Below are 18,906 nucleotides of genomic sequence, written 5' to 3' on the forward strand. Positions count from 1 at the left end.
TCGCAAAAGGGATAGGCACGGCAATCCCGATGGAAACGCGCAACAGCAAAACACGGGCGCGCAGGCACCCACGATCGGCGTCAACGCCCGCCCACCGCGGGTTGCCAAACAGTTGGGGGTTGCCGCTGCATCACGGGCAGCGCACAACATCCCTAAGAACCTGTTTACGATTCCGCGAGCTAGAGCAATGCAAGGCAAAAAGAGGCAAGGAAGCGGAGTGTACTTTTGTACATGAGCATTCCGAGCCTGTTTTTAACGCAGCAGTGCCGACGCGCAGCAGATGGTAGACAGGTTCTAAGAATCAGGCCGGTCTCCGGGCTTACGAGGGTCATGAAGCCATCGCCTTCCCATGCAGAAACTGCACAGTGGCATCGTGATGACTTCGCTCGCTTACCGTTGCGGGGGCAGCGTCGGACTAGCCCAAAGGGCGCACCGACTTCCCGTTTAACCTCACGCACGGCGGCGTGAGACACCTGAAACGGCGCGGATATGACCATTCAGGCCGATCCGCGTCAAGTTTTTAGCTGTTACCGAATGGCTCTACAGCGGTCTTCTCAGCCCTGATCGATACGCAGCTCAGGCACCGCGCGACCGGCCACCAGGCGCTCGTCGACCAGGCGGATCAGCTCGGCTTCGTCGCGCACACGGAACCACTCGCCGGCCGGATAGAGACTGGCCGTCGGGCCCAGATCGCAGGGGAACTGGCACTGTGTACGGGTGATATGCACCCCGCCCTCGCACTCCAGCTTGCCGGCGGCCTTGAGCCGTTGGCGCAGGGTTTTCCACAGGTCCAGTGCACCGCGCCGGGTACAGCGCGGGCCGTTGCACAGCAGCAGGCGCTGCGCGTGCGGCGGAATCTGCGACCAGGCGTGATGCCCCGGCACGGCGGCCACCCCCACACAGGGCAGGTGCAGCTCGGGGCGCTCGATCAGCGCGCAGGCGGCCTCCACCGGCAGGCCTTCAGCCTGGCCAATGGCGCTGGCGACAAACAGTTGCTCAGGGTTGGCCTGCTGGCACAGTTCGCTGCGCAGCCAATCGAGGTGCGGGCTGCTGCTCTGCGGCTCGAGGTCGATCACCAGCAACGGCCGCTCGCCCTCAGCCACGCGCTGCCAGAGCGGCGCATAGCCTGCGCTGGTGTCGACGATATCGGCCAGCGCCGCTTCGCCACGCAGCTCAGCCAGACGACGGCGCAGCAGCTCAGCGAACGAGCCCTCGGTCAGGTCGGGGCCGACAAACAGAATGCGGGCGTAGGGCGAAACGGGCATGGTCATGGCGGCCTCCAAAGCGGGGCGGCAGTCTAACAGGGGATTTTTTGCTTGGGGGGCAACCGCTCGGCGGGCAACTCGCCCTATAACTGCAGCGCCTCGGTCAGCGCTTCGAGGCTAACAAACTCGCGGTCCACACTCGGCAAGAGCGGCCGGCGCAGCAGCAGCACCGGCAGGCTCATCTCCCGCGCCACCTGCAATTTCGGCTCGGTGGACTGGCTGCCGCTGTTCTTGCTGATCAGCACATCGGTGCCCAGGCGGGCGAATAGCGCGCGTTCCTCGTCCAGCGCGAACGGCCCGCGCGCCCCGATAATCTCGGCACGCGGCACGCCTTGCTGGGCCGTCAGACAACGTACGGTCCAGTGCTGATGCAGGGGTATCTCGTGCAGGTGTTCCAGCGGCTCGCGGCCCAGGGTAAACAGCGGACGGCGGAAATCCTTCAGGGCTTCGACCAAACCGGCCCAGTTATCCACTTCACGCCAGTCATCGCCCTCTCCGGCCTGCCAACCGGGACGGCGCAGCGCCCAGCAGGCGATTCCGCTCAACTCGGCGGCGCGGGCGGCATTGGCGCTGATCTGCGCGGCATAGGGGTGGGTCAGATCCAGCAGCAGTTCGACGCCCTGTTCGCGGATAAACGCCGCCAGCCCTTCGGCTCCGCCAAAGCCGCCAACGCGCACCTGACAGGGCAAGTCATCCGGCACCCGGCCGAGACCGGCCAGGCTATAGATCGCTTCAGTACTCAGGCGACGCGCCAGACGCAGGGCCTCGGTGGTGCCGCCCAACAGCAGGATGCGCGGGCTCACGGCTTGCGCACCTCCAGCAAGGTAATCGGCAAGGCGCTGCGCCAGGTATCGAAACCGCCCAAGGGCTGCGCCTGGGCCACGCTGATGCGGGTCAGCTCACCGCCCACCTGCTCGCGCCAGGCCACCAGCGCCGCTTCGCTTTGCAGGGTCACGGCATTGGCCACCAGGCGCCCGCCCGGCTTGAGGCTGGCCCAGCACTGCTCCAGCACACCGGGGATGGTCACCCCGCCGCCGATAAAGATCGCATCCGGCGCGGCCAATCCGCTCAATGCCTCGGGCGCACGGCCGGCGATCAGTTGCAGGCCAGGCACGCCGAGGGCATCGCGGTTGTGCTGAATATGCGCCTGACGGCCAGCGTCAGCTTCGATGGCAAGCGCCCGGCAGCTGGGGTGTGTGCGCATCCATTCGATGCCGATGGAACCGCAGCCCGCGCCGACATCCCAGAGCAGCTCGCCAGGTTGCGGCGCCAGGCGCGCCAGGGTAATGGCGCGCACGTCGCGCTTGGTCAGCTGGCCGTCGTGCTGATAGGCGTCGTCCGGCAAACCCGGCGTTAGCTGCAGCAAACGCGCATCGGCGGCGGCCACACAGTCGATTGCCAGCAGATTGAGGTCAGCGGCGCGCGGCAGCGCCCAGTCACTGGCCAGACCATCCATGCGCCGTTCCTGATCGCCGCCCAGATGCTCCAGCACGGTCAAACGGCTGGGGCCAAAACCACGTTCACGCAGCAGCTCGGCCACTGCCGCCGGGCTGTCACCGTCATTGCTCAACAGCAGCAGCCGCGCACCGGGGAAAATCTGCGCCTGCAGCGCCGCCAACGGCCGCGCCACCAGCGACAGCACCGTCACGTCCTGCAGTGGCCAACCCAGGCGAGCAGCAGCCAGTGAGACGGATGAGGGCGCAGAGAACACCCGCAATTCATCCGCCGGCAGCTGCCGCGCCAGGCTCGCGCCAACGCCATAGAACAGTGGATCACCGCTGGCCAGCACACACACCGGCATCCCGCGCCGCACCATTACCGGCTCCAGGCTGAATGGGCTGGGCCACAGCTCATGCTGCCCTGGCAGGTCGCTAGGCAATAGCGCCAGCTGCCGTGGGCTGCCAACAATCCACTGCGCCTCGCCCAGCGCCAGCCGCGCCGCCTCACCCAGGCCGGCATAGCCGTCTTCACCGATACCCACCAGGGTTAACCAGGCCGTCATACCTACTCCTCTGCGCCCGCCCGACGAGCAAGGGTGTCAGCGCATCAAACAAAGCGGGCATAATACAGCCTTCGTCGGTGCCCACCGCCATGGTGCGAGGGGCCTAAGAGGGAATCCGGAGCGATCCGCTGATCGTGACCGAGCTGCCCCCGCAACTGTAAACAGCGAGTCTGCCGCCACTGCGCCACTGGGAAACTGGGAAGGCCGCGCCAGATGATGACCTGTCAGCCAGGAGACCTGCCGACGACGCTAGTCGCGAGTGCCAACATCGGGCGGGGTGTACCGATGCCATGAAATCCCCTGTGGGCGGGTTTCGCTGGTTCGGTCGCCGCGTCTTTGTTGTTGGTGACCCTTTTTGCACGACCGTCCAACCTCCGCCGACCTGCCCGACCCACGCCCTAGCGCGTGCCCCGGCCTGCTGCGCATCGTCCAAGCGCTGGATGGCGGCATCTGCCGGGTCAAGCTGGCCGGCGGCGTACTCAGAAGTCAGCAGGCTCGCGCCATCGCCGAGGCGGCCGAGCGCTGCGCCAACGGCGTGCTGGAGCTGACCAACCGCAGCAATCTGCAGATTCGCGGCGTATTGCCCGGCCAGCAAGCCGAGTTGATAGAGCGCCTGCTGGCTGCCGGCCTTGGCCCGAGCAACCCGGCTGCCGACGATGTGCGCAACCTGCTGCTCAGCCCCGCCGCAGGCCTCGACCCGCAGGCCCTGCTCGACACCCGCCCACTGGCCGCCGCGCTGCTCGACCTGCTGCAAACCACCCCGGCGCTGCATGGACTGTCGGCCAAGTTCGCCATTCAGCTGGACGGCGGCGAAGCCCTGGCGATGCTCGAACACCCTCACGATGTCTGGCTAAGCGCACTGCCGGGCACGCCTGCACGACTGGCGTTTGGCCTGGCTGGCTGCCCGACTGACACGCCGCTGGGCGTGGTCGACGTTGAGCAAGCCGTGCCGCTGGTGGAACAGCTACTCAGACTGTTCCTCGATCTGGCTGGCAACGAACACAGCCGGATGCGCCAGCTGCTAAGCGTGACTCCCGCCCACCAACTGCTGCAACAACTGCAAACGCGCCTGCCCTTTTCCGTGCAGGCGCCACCGACCGATTGGCAACACAAACCAGTCAGCCCACGCGCGCCGATGGGCATTTATCCACAGCAGCAAAACGCCCTTTGCATGGTTGCCGCCGCTTCACGTCTGGGCCGAATCGACGCTGCGCAACTCAACGCCCTGGCCGATTTGGCTGAGTACTACGGCGATGCCAGCCTGCGCCTGACACCCTGGCAGGGTCTGCTGCTGCCGAATATCCCAGAGCACTCGGCAGACAACCTGCTGCACGCACTGGGCGAACTGGGCCTGCTGATCGATGCGCAGGAACCACTTAGCAATCTGATCGCCTGCACCGGGTCAACCGCCTGCGCCAAGGGCCTGGCCGACAGCAAAGCCGACGCCTTGCTGCTCGTCAAGCGCCTGCGCGCCAGCACAGCGCGGCCGCAGGTGCATCTCAGCGCCTGCCCACGCTCCTGCGCCGCCGCGCACACCGCGCCCTTTACCCTGCTGGCCAGCAGCGCCGGGCATTACCAGCTTTATCAACGCACGCCCGAGGCGGCCGGTTTCGGTCAGCTGCTGGCCAGCGCCATGACTATCGACGAGGCCGGCGACTGGTTCGCCGCCCACTGCGCAACAGGAAACAGTGATGCTTGAGTACATCCGCGACGGCCAGGAAATCTACCGCCAGTCCTTCGCCACCATCCGCGCCGAGGCTGACCTAAGCGCCATTCCGGCTGATCTGGAAAAGCTTGCCGTGCGGGTTATCCACGCCTGCGGCATGGTCGATGTGGTGCAGGACCTGCGCTTCTCCCCCGGCGCCGGTGCCGCCGGCCGCGCCGCGCTGGCCAAAGGTGCGGCGATTCTCTGCGATGCGCGGATGGTCGCCGAAGGCATCACCCGCCCGCGCCTGGCCGCCAACAACCCGGTGATCTGCACGCTGCATAACGACGGCGTGATTGAGCAGGCCCGCGCACTGGGCAATACCCGTTCGGCAGTCGCATTGGAACATTGGCGCGAGCACCTGGAAGGCAGCGTGGTGGTGATCGGCAACGCCCCCACCGCGCTGTTTTACCTGCTGGAAATGCTCGACGCCGGCGCACCGAAACCGGCGCTGATTATCGGCATGCCGGTGGGCTTTATCGGCGCGGCGGAATCGAAGGACGCCCTCGCCGCCGACAGCCGTGGCGTGCCCTATGTGATCGTGCGCGGCCGCCGTGGCGGTAGCGCTATGGCGGTGGCAGCGGTCAACGCCCTGGCCACGGAGGTGGAGTGATGAGCGTGCAAAAAGGCCGTCTGCTTGGCATCGGCGTCGGCCCCGGCGACCCGGAGCTGATCACCCTCAAAGCCCTGCGTTTGCTGCAATCGGCAGCGGTGGTCGGCTACTTTGTGGCCAAGGCTAAAGCCAATAAAGGCCATGGCGGCAACGCCTTCGGCATCATCGAACAGCACCTGACCGACACCCAGCAGCGCCTGCCGCTGGTGTACCCGGTGACCACGGAAAAACTCGCCGCGCCGCTCAGCTATGAAGATGTGATCAGCGACTTCTACGACACCTGCGCGGTGCAGATCGCTGCCCGCCTGGACGCTGGCCAAGACGTAGCAGTTATCTGCGAAGGCGACCCGTTTTTCTACGGCTCCTACATGTACCTGCACGACCGTTTGGCCGGCCAGTACGACGTAGAGGTGGTGCCCGGCGTGTGCTCCATGCTCGGCTGCGCCTCGGTGCTCGGCACCCCGCTGGTATACCGCAACCAATCGTTAAGCGTGCTCTCCGGCGTGCTCCCCGAAGACGAACTCAAGCAGCGCCTGCGCGATGCCGAAGCTGCTGTGGTGATGAAGTTGGGGCGCAACTTCGAGAAAGTCCGCCGCGTGCTGCAGGAGCTGGGTATCGACCAGCGCGCGCACTACGTCGAGCGCGCGACCATGGGCAACCAGCGCATCGTGCCGCTGGATGAAGTGGAGCCGATGTCCTCGCCCTACTTCTCGATGATCGTCATCCCCGGCGAGAAATGGCGCGGTTGATCCGTCCACCGCGCCCCGCCCACTATGGAACACCTTATGACCGCCGCTCCCGCCATCATCATCCTCGGCCCCTCCGCCCTGCCTTGCGCGCGGCGTATCCAGGTGCTTTATCCAGAGGCCGAGATCTACGGCCTGCACAGCCGGGTGGCGGACGTTGAACGGACCTATGAGGACTTTGGCGATAACCTGCGTGCGCTCTACCGCACCGGTACGCCGCTGATCGTCCTGTGCGCCGCCGGTATCGTGATTCGCAGCCTGGCCGCCGTGCTCGGCGAGAAAGACAGCGAACCGCCCGTGCTGGCCGTGGCCGAAGATGGCAGCGCGGTAGTGCCGCTGCTCGGCGGCCTGGGCGGGGTTAACCGGATGGCGCGGGAGATTGCTGCGCACCTGCAGGTCAGCGCGGCGATCACCACCAGCGGCGAACTGCGTTTTGGCACCTGCCTGCTGGAGCCGCCGGCCGGCTATATGCTGGCCGATCTTGAGCAAGGCAAAGGCTTTGTCAGCGACCTGCTCGGCGGCCAGGCCGTGCGGATTGAGGGCGACGCGCCCTGGCTGGCCCAGGCCAAGCTGCCTGTGGATAACCAGGCCAACCGGGTTATCCACATTAGCCCGCACAGCCGCGCGGCCAATGCCGATGAACTGCTGATCCACCCCCAGCAAGTGGCCGTGTGGGTCGAACAGGCCAACGCCGATTTACTTAGCGAACTGCAGCAGGCACTGCAAACCAGCAACCTGGCACCGCAGAGCCTGGCCTGCCTGCTGGCCGCGCCGGAACTGATGGCCAAAGCCGAGCTGCACGCCGCCGCCGCGCAGCTCAACTTGCCGCTGCGCTTTGTCGACGACGCCACGCAGCTGCCGCCGCTGCATAGCCAGCACGCCAACCTGCGCCTGCTGCTGGCCGCCGCACCGATCGACGCCAACCAACTCGGCCGCCCGCGAGGCCGCCTGACCGTGATCGGCCTCGGCCCCGGTGCCGCCGAATTTATGGTGCCCGCCGCGCGCCAGGCGCTGGATGAGGCGCAAGACCTGCTCGGCTACGAAACCTATATCAAGATGGCCGGCCCACTGCGCCCGGAGCAGGTGCGTCACTGCACCGATAACCGCGAGGAAATGCAGCGAGCCCGCCATGCCTTTGAGCTGGCCGCCAGCGGCCGGCGCGTGGTGGTGGTGTCGTCCGGCGACCCTGGCGTGTTCGCCATGGCCGCCGCCGTGCTGGAAGCCCTGCATGAATCGGTCGACGCAGAATGGCAGCGCGTCGATCTACAGGTATTCCCCGGCGTTTCCGCTGCGCTGGCCACCGCCGCCAAAGCAGGCGCACCACTGGGCCACGACTTCTGCCTGATCTCCCTATCGGACAACCTCAAGCCCTGGGCGATTATCGAAAAACGCCTGGCCCACGCCGCCGCCGCCGACCTGGTGATGGCCTTCTACAACCCCATCTCCAAAGCCCGCCCCTGGCAGCTCGGCAGCGCGCTAGACATTCTACGCCAGCAACGCACGCCGGAAACCCTGGTGGTGCTCGGCCGCGATATCGGCCGCCCCGGCGAAACCCTGCGCACCCTAACCTTGGGCGAACTCACCCCAGAAATGGTCGATATGCGCACGTTGGTGATTATCGGCTCCAGCCAGACCTGCCGCTTCCCCCGTACCGAGGGTGGGGAGTGGGTGTATACGCCGCGGAGTTATCCTTCGGACAACGGAATCCATCAGGAAAATAATGCCGTAAAGTAACGCCCTATCGAATAGAACAAATGATGGGCTTGGTATTGTGAGCAATCGTAGAAAACCTTTTTTAGCTGAGCCTTTCAAGAGCGGCCCCTTCAAGCTTAGTAAATTCAATGAAGATTGGGCCACCTATTTAAAACACCTAGCAATTCAACTTGAAGGCTTTGAAAAACTACCTAATTTCGAAGAAGACAGCTCCATATATATATTTTCTGACTACAGCGGCGACCATAAAGGCGCAAGATTTAGTACGTACTCTTTTCTCTTGATGTCCGGCGACAAGTCATCAGTTTTTGAAAAAGAATCTATGCTATTTCGCGAATCACACTCTCTTGGAGAAAAAGAGATATCGTATAAAGATATCTCTTTCGGCCCGCTAAAAAGATCTATAAAAGACTATCTAAAAATCGCTGACCAATATATCCATGGCCTTATTCTTACGGTCTGCATAGATAACAACATTAAGAGTGTTTTTGCTGCTGATAAAACAGGAGCTAAAAACAATCTTCTTCAGCTTTCAAAACAAATAGATTCTGGCGGAGACTGGAGTCACCAAAAGCTTGAAAGAATGTATAGGATATACTGCATAATTGTTTTGCTACTCGACCTGACAACTACTAACGCACATAAAATACTTTGGCAAAGCGATACTGACAAAATAAATGAAGAAGGCAAAAAAGGAAATTTTAGCCAATCACAACAACATTTCATTCGATTTCTATCAGAATTTACCGACAAGAGTTATCCGCTATTTGGATTTGCAAAAACCTTTGAGAAACCTGGACACTTTACAGACCTTTTAAGCTTAGCTGACTTAGCAGCAGGCATGACACAAGACTTACTCTCATACCAATATTTCAATGATGAAATATTGGTAGAAGATGAAAAAGCCGAGATATGTAGATGGTTAGGAAGAGAGAGCAAATTCTTAAAAAAATCCTGCATCTCAATAACAAAAATAGATGGCGATATTAAATTTGACTCAGTGAAGATAGAACAAATAGGTTAGTAAACGCCCCGAGGAAATCTATGGTGGACAACGCTTCGCTTGTCCACCAATCCCTCAAGCACTCTCCTTTCCCAGCTTCCGCAACAGATAGCTATCCATAATCCACCCATGCTGCTCGCGCAGTTCGGCGCGGCGGGTGCGGATGGCTTCGGCGACCTCACTTAGCGGGCCTGCGATCAGCACTTCATCCGGGGTGCCGATATAGGCGCCCCAGTAGATCTGCATGGCCTGGTCGGCAAAGCGCTGGTAGGTGTCCTGGGCGTCGAGCATCACCAGCACGCTGTCCAGCCCCTCAGGAAAACCGCCTTCGGCCAGGCGCCGCGCCGGGGTGATCTGGAAGGCCTGGCCGATGCTGTTAAAGCAGACCTTATGCTTGGCCGCCAGGGCTTGCAGGCTGGTGATGCCGGGGATCACCTCGTATTCAATCTGTTCGCTGCTGTTGCTAACTATCTGTTCGACGATGCGCAGGGTGCTGTCGTACAGCGCCGGGTCGCCCCAGACCAGAAATGCGCCGGTTTCGCCATCGCGCATCTGCTCGCGAATCATGCCCTCGAACACCTGCTGCTTGTCCTGATTGAGGTCGACCACGCTGCCGCGATAGTCCGGCACATCGCGCACCCGCTCCGGGCAGTCGGCGCTGACAAAGCGGTAATCGCGGCCCAGGATAAAGCGCTCGCAGATGGTCTTGCGCAGGCCAATCAGGCTGTCCTTTGCGCTGCCCTTGTCCATCAGAAAGAACACGTCCGTGCGGTTGAGCGCGTTGATCGCCTGCACGGTCAAGTAGTCCGGGTCGCCGGCACCGATGCCGATTATCAACAGGGTTTTCATAAGGCAGTCTCCAGGCTGCCGGCTACAACCGGCAGCGAATCAATATGTCGGTAGTCGGCACCCAACTCGACGGCCAATTGGCGCGCGCGGCCGAGACGGATCGGCGCGCTTTCGATATCCACCAGCAGCGCCGGGCAGGCGCTCGGGGTTAACGCCGGCCAGTCGCGCAAACGGCCATCGGTGATGATCAACACACGCTGACGCTCGGCCGGATGCAACCGCTGGCGCCGCGCCTGCCAGTCGGCGGCCTGATGTATGGCAGCCAGCAACGGCGTGCCGCCGCCCGCGCCCAGCTCGGCGAGCCAATCTTGCAATGCCTGGGAGGCTTTCTGTCCCTGCCACAACCATTGCGCCTGGCGGCCGGTGGCGTGCAGCACGGCCAGGCGCGCGCGTTGCCGACGTGCCTGCTCGAACACTTCACTGAGCAAACCCTTGGCCTTGCTCAGCGCGCCATGGCGACGGGTCGAGGCCGAGGCGTCGACTATTACCAGCCAGAGCTCTGACGGCTTGCTGCTGCGTGGACGCAACAGCAGATCCTGCCGGCTGCGCGGGCGGCCTTTAAGCAGGCTCGCCGGCCAGTCGATACGACCCGTCGCGCCACTGCGACTGGCACCGTTGCGACCATTGCCTAATTTGCCGGGAGCGGCCCGGGCATCCGCGCCTGGGGCTGTGCGCGGGCGGATGCCTAGGGCTTTTTTGCCCAGCGCGGCGGTTCACGCCGTTCGCCGAGGCTTTGCGCCTGGGCGGGTAATTCGCCCCACTGGCCTTCGCCTTGCGGCTGCTCGCTGGGCTTATCGCTGCTGGGCTGAGATTGCGACTGGGGTTGTGGCGGTTGTGCGACAGGCGGCGGATTCTGCCGGCGACGGTGACGCAGCACGAAGTCTGCCACCGCATTGATATCCACAGATTCAATGTGTTCGGCACCGCGCCAGGCGGCATGCGCACGGGCGGCGCGCAGCCAGACCAAATCGGCGCGCAGACCATCGACGGCGGCGGCGAAACAGCGCTGGCTGATCTGCTCCAGAGCGGCGTCATCCAGTGGAATCGCCGCCAGCCGCGCACGGGCGCTCTGGCAACGTTCACGCAGCTCATCCTGCTGCACCTGCCAGCGCTGCAGAAACGCCTGCGGATCGGCATCAAAGGCCAGGCGGCGGCGGACGATTTCGGCGCGCTGGGCCGGTTGCGGCTGGGCGTCCAGGGTCAGGTTAAGACCGAAGCGATCGAGCAGCTGCGGGCGCAGCTCGCCCTCCTCGCCGTTCATCGTGCCGATCAGCACAAAGCGCGCGGCATGCCGATGGGAGATGCCATCGCGCTCGATATGGTTGACCCCGCTGGCGGCGGCATCCAGCAGCAGGTCGACCAGATGATCGGGCAGCAGATTGACCTCATCGACATACAGCACGCCGCCATTGGCCTTGGCCAACAGGCCGGGAGAAAACTGCGCGCGGCCCTCGCCCAGCGCAGCGTCCAGATCGAGGGTGCCGACGATGCGCTCCTCGCTCGCGCCCAGCGGCAGGGTGACAAAGGTGCCGCTGGCCAGCAGATCGGCCAGGCCACGGGCCAGGGTCGATTTGGCCATACCGCGCGGCCCTTCGATCAGCACACCGCCAATCGCCGGATCGATGGCCGCCAGACACAGCGCAAGTTTCAGGTCATCGGCGGCGACCACGGCAGCGAGGGGAAAGTGGCTATCGGTCATGGCTATATCCTGCGTATGCGGGTTGCTTTAGCTCCCTCTCCCGCTTGCGGGAGAGGGTTGGGGAGACGGCAAAACGACTTACCCTCTCCCCCGGCCCCTCTCCCATAAATGGGCGAGGGGAGAATAAACAGCGCGGCACCTGCATCAGCTTTCCTCGCTATCAATCAGCAGATTTTCCAGGGCTTCGCGGTACTCGCCGGGATCTTGCCAGAGGCCGCGTTGCTGGGCTTCGAGCAGGCGTTCGAGGATGTCCTGCAGGGCGCCGGGGTTGTGTTGCTGGATAAAGTCGCGGGTGTCTTTGTCGAGCAGATAGGCATCGGTGAGTAACGCGTACTGGTGGTCATCGACCAGCTCACTGGTGGCATCGAAGGCGAACAGGTAGTCGATGGTCGCCGCCAGTTCGAACGCGCCCTTGTAGCCGTGGCGCTTCATGCCGTCGATCCACTTGGGATTGGCCGCGCGAGCGCGCACCACGCGATTGAGTTCTTCCTTCAGGGTGCGGATACGCGGCGTGTCCGGCTGGCTGTTGTCGCCGTGGTAGCTGGCCACCTTGGCGCCGCGCAGGGTTTCCACGGCCGCGAGCATGCCGCCCTGGAACTGGTAGTAGTCGTTGGAATCGAGAATGTCGTGCTCGCGGTTGTCCTGGTTGTGCAGCACCGCCTGCATCTGCTCCAGGCGCTCGGCGAACTGCGCGCGCGCCGGGGTGCCTTCGCTGTGGGTGCCGTAGGCGTAGCCGCCCCAATTCAGATAGACCTCGGCGAGGTCTTCGCGGGTTTGCCACAGGCGTTCTTCGATGGCGTTCTGCACGCCCGCGCCATAGGCACCGGGCTTAGAGCCGAACACCCGCCAGCCGGCTTGCTTACGCGCCTCGGCTTCATCCAGGCCGCTGTCCTGCAGGGTAAGGGATTCGCGCCAGACCCGCGCCGACAGCGGGTTCATCTCTTCCGGCTCATCGAGATCAACCACCGCCTGTACCGCGTCGTCGAACAGGCGGATCAGGTTGCTAAAGGCATCGCGGAAGAACCCGGACACGCGCAGGGTCACGTCCACCCGTGGGCGGCCGAGTTGCGCCAGCGGCAACACTTCAAAGCGTTCGACGCGCTGGCTGCCGGCCTGCCACACCGGGCGCACACCGAGCAGCGCCAAGGCCTGGGCCATGTCGTCGCCACCGGTGCGCATGGTCGCGGTGCCCCACATCGACAGGCCGAGCTGACGCAGGTGGTCGCCATGGTCCTGCAGATGGCGCTCCAGCAGACGGTCCGCCGCCTGCACGCCGATGCGCCAGGCGGTCGGCGTCGGCAGGTTGCGCACATCGACGCTGTAGAAGTTGCGCCCGGTGGGCAGCACATCCAGCCGCCCGCGACTCGGCGCGCCGCTGGGCCCGGCGGGAACAAAACGCCCGCTTAGCGCCGCCAGCAGGGCGTGCATTTCTGCCAGGCCACAGGCATCCAGCAACGGCGCGATCTGCTCACGCAAACGCTGCAGCACCTGGGTACTTTCTGCACCCACGGACTCAAAATCCGCCGCGCTAATCAGCTGCAAGGCCAGCAGTTCCAAGCGTTCACGGGTATCTCCGGCACTGCGCCAGCTGTCATCGCTCAGGCTCTGCAACACTGCCGGGCGCGCGCCCTGCCAAGGCGCGGCCATCTCGCAATCGAGCGGATCGAAGTCCAGTTCCAGATCGTGGGCCAGGGCGCGCAGCAGGCTGGCGTTGCCGCCCTGGCCGTCGCCACGGGGAATACGCAACAGCGCCAGCAGGGTGTCGCGGCGCAGCTTGCCGGCCGGTGATTCACCGAATACATGCAAACCATCGCGGATCTGCGATTCCTTCAAATCACACAGGTAGGCATCGAGCTGCGGCAGCCAGCTATTGGGGTCTGCGTTGAGTTGCAGACCCAGCTCGCGATCGAGGCTGGCCTCGCGCACCTTGAGCAGAATCTCGCCACGCAGCTCGGCGGCGCGGCGCAGGTCGAGCTGGCTGGCTTCGTAGTATTCGTCGGCCAGGCGCTCCAGATCGCGCAGCGGGCCGTAACTTTCCGCACGGGTCAGCGGCGGCATCAGATGGTCGATGATCACCGCCTGGGTACGGCGTTTGGCCTGGGCGCCCTCGCCCGGATCGTTGACGATAAAGGGGTAGATATTCGGCAGCGGGCCGAGAATCGCGTTCGGCCAGCACTGCTCGGACAGGCCAACGCTCTTGCCCGGCAGCCATTCCAGATTGCCGTGTTTTCCTACGTGTATGACGGCGTTCGCCGCAAATGCCGTACGAATCCAGCAATAAAACGCCAGGTAGCCGTGCGGCGGCACCAGATCGGGATCGTGATACACCGCCGCTGCGTCTACCTGATAACCGCGGGCCGGCTGGATGCCGACAAAGGTCAGGCCAAAGCGCAGGCCGGCGATCATCAACCGACCACTGCGGAACATCGGGTCGTGCTCCGGGCTGCCCCAGCGCGCCAGCACCGCCTGCTGGTTGGCCAGCGGCAGGCTGTGAAAAAAAGCCAGGTAGTCGGCCAGCGCCAGACTTTGCGCACAGGGGCGCAGGTCGAGGTTATCGAGGTCATTAGTCACCCCGCCGAGCAGACTGTGGATAAGTGCAGTGCCGCTCACCGGCAGGTTATCCACCGGGTAGCCCTGCTCTTGCAGGGCCTTGAGGATATTCAGCGCCGCCGCCGGGGTATCCAGGCCGACGCCATTGCCGATGCGCCCATCGCGGGTCGGGTAGTTGGCCAGCACCAGGGCGATGCGCTTGTCAGCGTTGGCTTTGTGCGCCAGGGCAATCCAGTTGCGCGCCAGCTCGGCGACGAAATCCATCCCCGGCAGATGGGGCTGGTAACAGACCACATCGCTCTGGCTACGCTCGCTGCGCCAGGCCAAGCCCTTAAAGCTGATCGGCTGGGTGATCAGGCGGCCGTCCAGCTCGGGCAGCACGATGTGCATGGCCAGGTCGCGACCGCCTAGGCCCTGGGCATTGGCCTGCCATTGTCCGTGGTTGTCCAGCGAGCAAATGGCTTGCAGCACCGGGATATCACGGCGAAAGGGCCGTGCGCTCGGCGCTTCCGGGTTGGATAAAGCGAATGCGGTGGTGTTGATGATCAGCGCAGTGTCAGTCTCGTCCAGCCAGGTTTCGACCTGGGCCAGGCAAGCCGCCTCTTTAAGGCTGGCCACGGCAATCGGCAGCGGATTAAGGCCCTGGGCCTGCAAACGCTGGCAGAACACATCGATAAACCCGGTATTCGCCGCCTGCACCTGGGTGCGGTAGAACAGCAGCGCCGCCACCGGCGCATCAACCTGCCAGTTGGCTTGCCAATCGGCCAGGCTCGGATTGGCCAAGTGCGGGTGATACAGGCCCACGCGCGGCAGCGGCTGCGGTTCTACCCAAGAATACTCGCGCTGCAGCCACTGGCTGGCGATGCAGTTAAACAGCTGCAGCGCATTGCCTGCACCGCCCTGGCGGAGAAACTGCCAAAGCCGCTCAGCCTCGGTCACTGGCACAGTGCTCAAGGCCATCAGCTCCGGATCAGGGTTGTCGCAACCCGGCACCATAATCACCTGCGCACCGCGCTCGGCCAACTCGACCAGCCGCTCGATGCCGTAACGCCAATAACTGACGCCGCCGTGCACGGAAATCAGGATGACCTTGGCATGCTGCAACACCTGCTCGACGTAGAGATCCACCGAAGCGTGATTGCTCAGCTGCGCCGGGCTGGCCAGGCGCAGGCTGGGGTAATCCGCCGGCAGCTGCCGCGCCACTTCAGCCAGCAACGACAGATGTGAATCGCCGGTGCACAGAATCACCAGCTCGGCTGGGGTCTGGCCAAGGTCGGCAATGCTGTCGACCGGCAGCTGGCTGCCGGGCTGGGTGCGCAGCAGGTGCATGCGGGCTTAGCCTGCCAGCGCGGCGTTAAGCTCGGCTTCGATAGTGGCCTGATTCAACGTCTGGCCAATCACCACCAGGCGGGTGATGCGCGGCTCATCGGCCTGCCAGGCGCGGTCGAAGTGTTTGTCGAAACGCTGGCCAACGCCTTGCAACAGCAGGCGCATCGGCTTGCCGGGAATCGCCGCAAAACCCTTGATGCGCAGAATGCCGTGTTTGCTGACCGCCTCCTTCAGCGCTTGCAGCAAACGCGCTTCCTCGGCTTCAGGCAGTTCCACGTGGAACGAGGCGAATTCGTCGTGATCGTGGTCTTCATGGCCTTCCAGATCATGGTGGGTCTTGCGCCCCTCGATATGCAGCTCGGTCTCGCAGTTCAGGCCCAGCAGCACGTCCAACGGCAGCTCGCCGCCATGGGCTTCGATGATTTTCACCGCCGGCGGCAGTTCTTCCGCCACTTCCGCGCGCACCGCAGCCAGGGCGGCGGCGTCGAGCAGGTCGGCCTTGTTGAGGATCACCAGGTCGGCGCTGGCCAGCTGGTCGGCGAACAACTCGTGCAGCGGCGATTCGTGATCGAGATTGGGGTCGAGCTTGCGCTGCGCATCGACCTGATCAGGGAAGGCGGCGAAGGTGCCGGCGGCCACGGCCGGGCTGTCGACTACGGTGATGACCGCATCCACCGTGCAGGCGTTGCGGATTTCCGGCCAGTTAAAGGCTTGTACCAGCGGCTTGGGCAGGGCCAGGCCGGAGGTTTCAATGAGGATATGGTCCAGCTCGCCGCGACGCGCCACCAGCTCGCGCATCACCGGGAAGAATTCCTCCTGCACGGTGCAACACAGGCAGCCGTTGGCCAGTTCGAAGATGCGCCCATTGGCCTCTTCTTCGCTGCAACCGATGGAACACTGCTTGAGGATTTCGCCGTCAATGCCCAGCTCGCCAAACTCGTTGACGATCACTGCAATACGCCGCCCGTCGGCATGGCCGAGCATATGCCGCAGCAGGGTGGTTTTGCCGGCGCCGAGAAAGCCGGTAACGATGGTGACGGGAAGTTTGGCGAGGGTTTGCATGGCGAGTCCTGCATGACGTCGAAAGAAAGACGAGCAGGAGGCGGCACAGACATGACAGCCACGCAGGCGTCAGCCAACACCACCGGATCACCCCGCCCGGTTGTCGAAAGCGTGACGAGGCAGGTCTCCTGGCTCACGGTCTGCGCCTTGCGCGACCCTTCACCTTCCCGCCTGGCGGCAGTGGTGTATCGAAGGGCTTTGGACCGTTCACAGTTGCGGGGGCAGCCAGGGCATCAACCCTGTTCCCTCTTAGCTGCACCCCGCTGGGTGCAGAACCTCGAACGCGACAAGGCTACGCAGGCCATGGCGGCCGGTCAATCGCGGTTGACCGTTGCCGGTCGCCATGATGAGCTACGCCGCCGCCCACACCGAGCCTTGTTGATGATACCCAGCCCTGTTCATAACCCCTTTGCTGCCGCTGTTCAGGTGGTGGCCGGGCTGGGTTGCCGCCGCGGCTGCAGCGTAGAGGACTTATCCACAGTGCTAATAGGCAGCCTGCACGCACAAGGGCTGACTGTGGATAACTTAACCGGGCTGGCGAGCATCACGCACAAACGTGACGAACCGGGCCTGCTGGCGCTGGCCGAGCGCCTCGGCTTGCAGCTGAGCTGCTTTAGTGCGGAAGAACTGCAGCCCTATCAGAACGGTGTGCAAGGCTCGCCGCTTACCCTGGCCGCCACCGGCAGCCCCGCCGTCGCTGAACCCTGTGCGCTGGCCCTAGCCGAACGCCTGAGCGGCCAACCAGCCCAGTTGCTCGGTGAGAAAACCCGCGACGCCAGCGCCACCTGTGCGCTGGCGTCGCTTGCACCCAAGGATGTGTCATGACCGTTTATTTTATCGGCGCCGGCCCCGGCGACCCTGAGCTGATCACCGTCAAAGGCCAGCGCCTGCTGCGCAGCTGCCCGATGATTCTCTACGCCGGCTCGCTGGTGCCGGCAGCGGTGCTCGAAGGCCATAGCGCCGAGCAGGTGATCAACACCGCCGAGCTGCATCTGGATGAAATCATCGAGCTGATCCGCCAGGCCGATGGCAAAGGCCAGGATGTGGCCCGCGTGCATTCCGGGGACCCGTCGCTGTATGGCGCGATTGGCGAGCAGATCCGCCACCTGCGCCGGCTGAACATTGCCTTCGAAATCATTCCCGGGGTGACCGCCACCGCCGCCTGCGCCGCCCTGCTGGAAAGCGAACTGACCCTGCCCGAGGTGTCGCAGACGCTGATCCTCACCCGCTATGCGAGCAAGTCGAACATGCCCGAGGGCGAGGCATTGGGCGACTTGGCGCGCCACGGTGCGACCATGGCCATCCACCTGGGCGTGGTGCACCTGAGCAAGATCGTTACTGAGTTGCTGCCGCATTACGGCGCGGACTGCCCGATTGCCGTGGTCCATCGCGCCAGCTGGCCGGATCAGGATTGGGTCAGCGGCACCCTGGCCACCATCGAAGAACAGGTGCGCGCCAAGGGCTTTCGCCGCACCGCGCTGATCCTCGTCGGCCGCGTGCTGCACGCCGAACAGTTCGCCGACTCGGCGCTGTACAACGCCGAGCATCGCCACCTGTTCAGGTCGGCAGAAGACTAAGCAGCAGGCAGTCGGCCAAGCTTATCGACGCAATACGCGCCGTGTGAGCAGCAGCAGATCATCCAGCGCCGGCACGCTGGCCAATAACACCAGCAGCAAGGCCAGCGGCACGGTGGCGATATAACCCAGGTGGTTAAAACCCAGTGCGCCGATCACCCCGCCGAGGAAGAAGTACAGCGCCAACAGGCTGAGCACCCGCAAACGTTGGCGGTCGGCCATCACCCGAGCGATATCAGGGCCACGCGTGCGATTCCAATAGAACAGCTTGCCTAGCTCGATACCGATGTCGGTAATGATTCCGGTGATATGGGTGGTGCGGATTTCCGCCCTGGAGAGTTTGGTAATCAGCGCGTTCTGCAGGCCCATGATGAAACACAGCAGCATCACCGTCAGCGGCACGAACAGGCCGGTAATCTGCGCCAGCGACGCGCCAAGAAAGCCAAAACACAGCAACAGCGCAGCCTCGAGCAGCAACGGCAGGGCGTATTCGCTGTGCAGCTGGCGGCGCCGCGAGTAATTGATCATCACCGTTGAGCAGGCTGCACCCAGTAGGAATGACAGCACACCGCCGAGACCACTCCACACCAGGCTATAGGCACCCAGAGCAATGTTGTCCGCCATGGCCGAGACGATGCCGGTCATATGCGAGGTGTATTGCTGCACGGCAAGAAAGCCGCCGGCATTGATCGCTCCTGCAACGAAAGCCAGGGCAAAACCCAGATGCCGATTGGCTGCGACACTGCGCGTACGACCGGTCAGGCTTCTCGCATAGCGAATAGGCATAAGTGCCTCG

Annotated in this window: 16 protein-coding genes and 3 riboswitches; of the genes, 7 read left to right on the plus strand and 9 right to left on the minus strand. The window is 63.7% G+C overall.

The genetic code is table 11. The features are described 5' to 3' along the window. Positions 1-286: 286 nt before the first annotated feature. A riboswitch (cobalamin riboswitch) is annotated at positions 287-492 on the minus strand. Between the two features lie 62 nt (positions 493-554). The 3 genes from ALTER154_RS08725 to cbiE all read right to left on the minus strand — a co-directional run bounded on the left by ALTER154_RS08725 (position 555) and on the right by cbiE (position 3,267). Further along, positions 555-1,265, minus strand: coding sequence for a (2Fe-2S) ferredoxin domain-containing protein (locus ALTER154_RS08725; protein ID WP_160090076.1), 711 nt, complete (start codon positions 1,263-1,265; stop codon positions 555-557). 83 nt (positions 1,266-1,348) lie between these two features. Beyond that, positions 1,349-2,068 (minus strand): cobalt-precorrin-6A reductase, encoded by a 720-nt coding sequence (locus ALTER154_RS08730; RefSeq protein WP_160086290.1) that lies wholly within the window; start codon positions 2,066-2,068, stop codon positions 1,349-1,351. After that, positions 2,065-3,267: a precorrin-6y C5,15-methyltransferase (decarboxylating) subunit CbiE gene (cbiE, locus tag ALTER154_RS08735; protein ID WP_160086292.1), complete on the minus strand. Its 1,203-nt coding sequence runs from the start codon at positions 3,265-3,267 to the stop codon at positions 2,065-2,067. Before cbiE ends, ALTER154_RS08730 begins: the two co-directional genes overlap by 4 nt. Before the next feature lie 58 nt (positions 3,268-3,325). Next, positions 3,326-3,527, plus strand: a riboswitch (cobalamin riboswitch). 95 nt (positions 3,528-3,622) lie between these two features. Between cbiE and cobG the strand changes: the two genes are divergently transcribed. From cobG to ALTER154_RS08760, 5 genes are read left to right on the plus strand one after another with little or no spacing between them, the layout of a single operon-like run. Then, positions 3,623-4,966, plus strand: coding sequence for a precorrin-3B synthase (cobG, locus tag ALTER154_RS08740; RefSeq protein WP_256665622.1), 1,344 nt, complete (start codon positions 3,623-3,625; stop codon positions 4,964-4,966). Beyond that, positions 4,959-5,585 carry a precorrin-8X methylmutase gene (locus tag ALTER154_RS08745; RefSeq protein ID WP_090251038.1) on the plus strand — a complete coding sequence of 209 codons (627 nt, stop codon included), beginning with the start codon at positions 4,959-4,961 and terminating at the stop codon, positions 5,583-5,585. The genes cobG and ALTER154_RS08745 overlap by 8 nt, the downstream gene beginning before the upstream one ends. Then, entirely contained in the window at positions 5,582-6,334 is a 753-nt protein-coding gene (locus ALTER154_RS08750) for a precorrin-2 C(20)-methyltransferase (protein ID WP_160086294.1), read from the plus strand. The genes ALTER154_RS08745 and ALTER154_RS08750 overlap by 4 nt, the downstream gene beginning before the upstream one ends. Positions 6,335-6,370: 36 nt before the next feature. Continuing rightward, positions 6,371-8,065, plus strand: a complete 1,695-nt coding sequence (gene cobJ / locus ALTER154_RS08755; protein WP_160086296.1) for a precorrin-3B C(17)-methyltransferase — start codon at positions 6,371-6,373, stop codon at positions 8,063-8,065. A gap of 37 nt (positions 8,066-8,102) precedes the next feature. Next, positions 8,103-9,068 carry a hypothetical protein gene (locus ALTER154_RS08760; protein WP_160086298.1) on the plus strand — a complete coding sequence of 322 codons (966 nt, stop codon included), beginning with the start codon at positions 8,103-8,105 and terminating at the stop codon, positions 9,066-9,068. Between the two features lie 54 nt (positions 9,069-9,122). Here ALTER154_RS08760 and cobF read toward each other — a convergent pair whose 3' ends face one another. From cobF to cobW, 5 genes are all read right to left on the minus strand, one after another. Beyond that, a complete protein-coding gene (cobF, locus tag ALTER154_RS08765) occupies positions 9,123-9,896 on the minus strand; it encodes a precorrin-6A synthase (deacetylating) (RefSeq protein ID WP_160086300.1) in 774 nt (257 codons plus the stop codon). Then, positions 9,893-10,600 (minus strand): VWA domain-containing protein, encoded by a 708-nt coding sequence (locus ALTER154_RS08770; RefSeq protein WP_372239947.1) that lies wholly within the window; start codon positions 10,598-10,600, stop codon positions 9,893-9,895. The genes cobF and ALTER154_RS08770 overlap by 4 nt, the downstream gene beginning before the upstream one ends. Continuing rightward, positions 10,582-11,595 (minus strand): ATP-binding protein, encoded by a 1,014-nt coding sequence (locus ALTER154_RS08775; protein ID WP_160086302.1) that lies wholly within the window; start codon positions 11,593-11,595, stop codon positions 10,582-10,584. Before ALTER154_RS08775 ends, ALTER154_RS08770 begins: the two co-directional genes overlap by 19 nt. Positions 11,596-11,739: 144 nt before the next feature. After that, on the minus strand, positions 11,740-15,474 hold the full coding sequence (gene cobN / locus ALTER154_RS08780) for a cobaltochelatase subunit CobN (RefSeq protein ID WP_160086304.1): 3,735 nt from the start codon (positions 15,472-15,474) through the stop codon (positions 11,740-11,742). Between the two features lie 6 nt (positions 15,475-15,480). Next, the gene (gene cobW / locus ALTER154_RS08785; protein WP_160086306.1) at positions 15,481-16,536 is read right to left on the minus strand and encodes a cobalamin biosynthesis protein CobW; all 1,056 of its coding nucleotides are present in this window, start codon (positions 16,534-16,536) and stop codon (positions 15,481-15,483) included. A gap of 100 nt (positions 16,537-16,636) precedes the next feature. Continuing rightward, positions 16,637-16,831, minus strand: a riboswitch (cobalamin riboswitch). 86 nt (positions 16,832-16,917) lie between these two features. On the opposite strand from cobW, the gene ALTER154_RS08790 reads away from it, so the two are divergent. Together ALTER154_RS08790 and cobM are read left to right on the plus strand one after the other, a co-directional pair. After that, positions 16,918-17,361, plus strand: a complete 444-nt coding sequence (locus ALTER154_RS08790; protein WP_160090082.1) for a cobalamin biosynthesis protein — start codon at positions 16,918-16,920, stop codon at positions 17,359-17,361. Next, the gene (cobM, locus tag ALTER154_RS08795) at positions 17,358-18,113 is read left to right on the plus strand and encodes a precorrin-4 C(11)-methyltransferase (RefSeq protein ID WP_160086308.1); all 756 of its coding nucleotides are present in this window, start codon (positions 17,358-17,360) and stop codon (positions 18,111-18,113) included. The genes ALTER154_RS08790 and cobM overlap by 4 nt, the downstream gene beginning before the upstream one ends. Before the next feature lie 21 nt (positions 18,114-18,134). Here the strand turns inward: cobM and ALTER154_RS08800 are convergent, their stop codons facing one another. Continuing rightward, the gene (locus ALTER154_RS08800; protein ID WP_160086310.1) at positions 18,135-18,896 is read right to left on the minus strand and encodes a YoaK family protein; all 762 of its coding nucleotides are present in this window, start codon (positions 18,894-18,896) and stop codon (positions 18,135-18,137) included. Between the last annotated feature and the right edge of the window lie 10 nt (positions 18,897-18,906).

This window comes from Pseudomonas sp. 9AZ (assembly GCF_902506525.1).
GTDB classification, from domain to species: Bacteria; Pseudomonadota; Gammaproteobacteria; order Pseudomonadales; family Pseudomonadaceae; genus Aquipseudomonas; species Aquipseudomonas peli.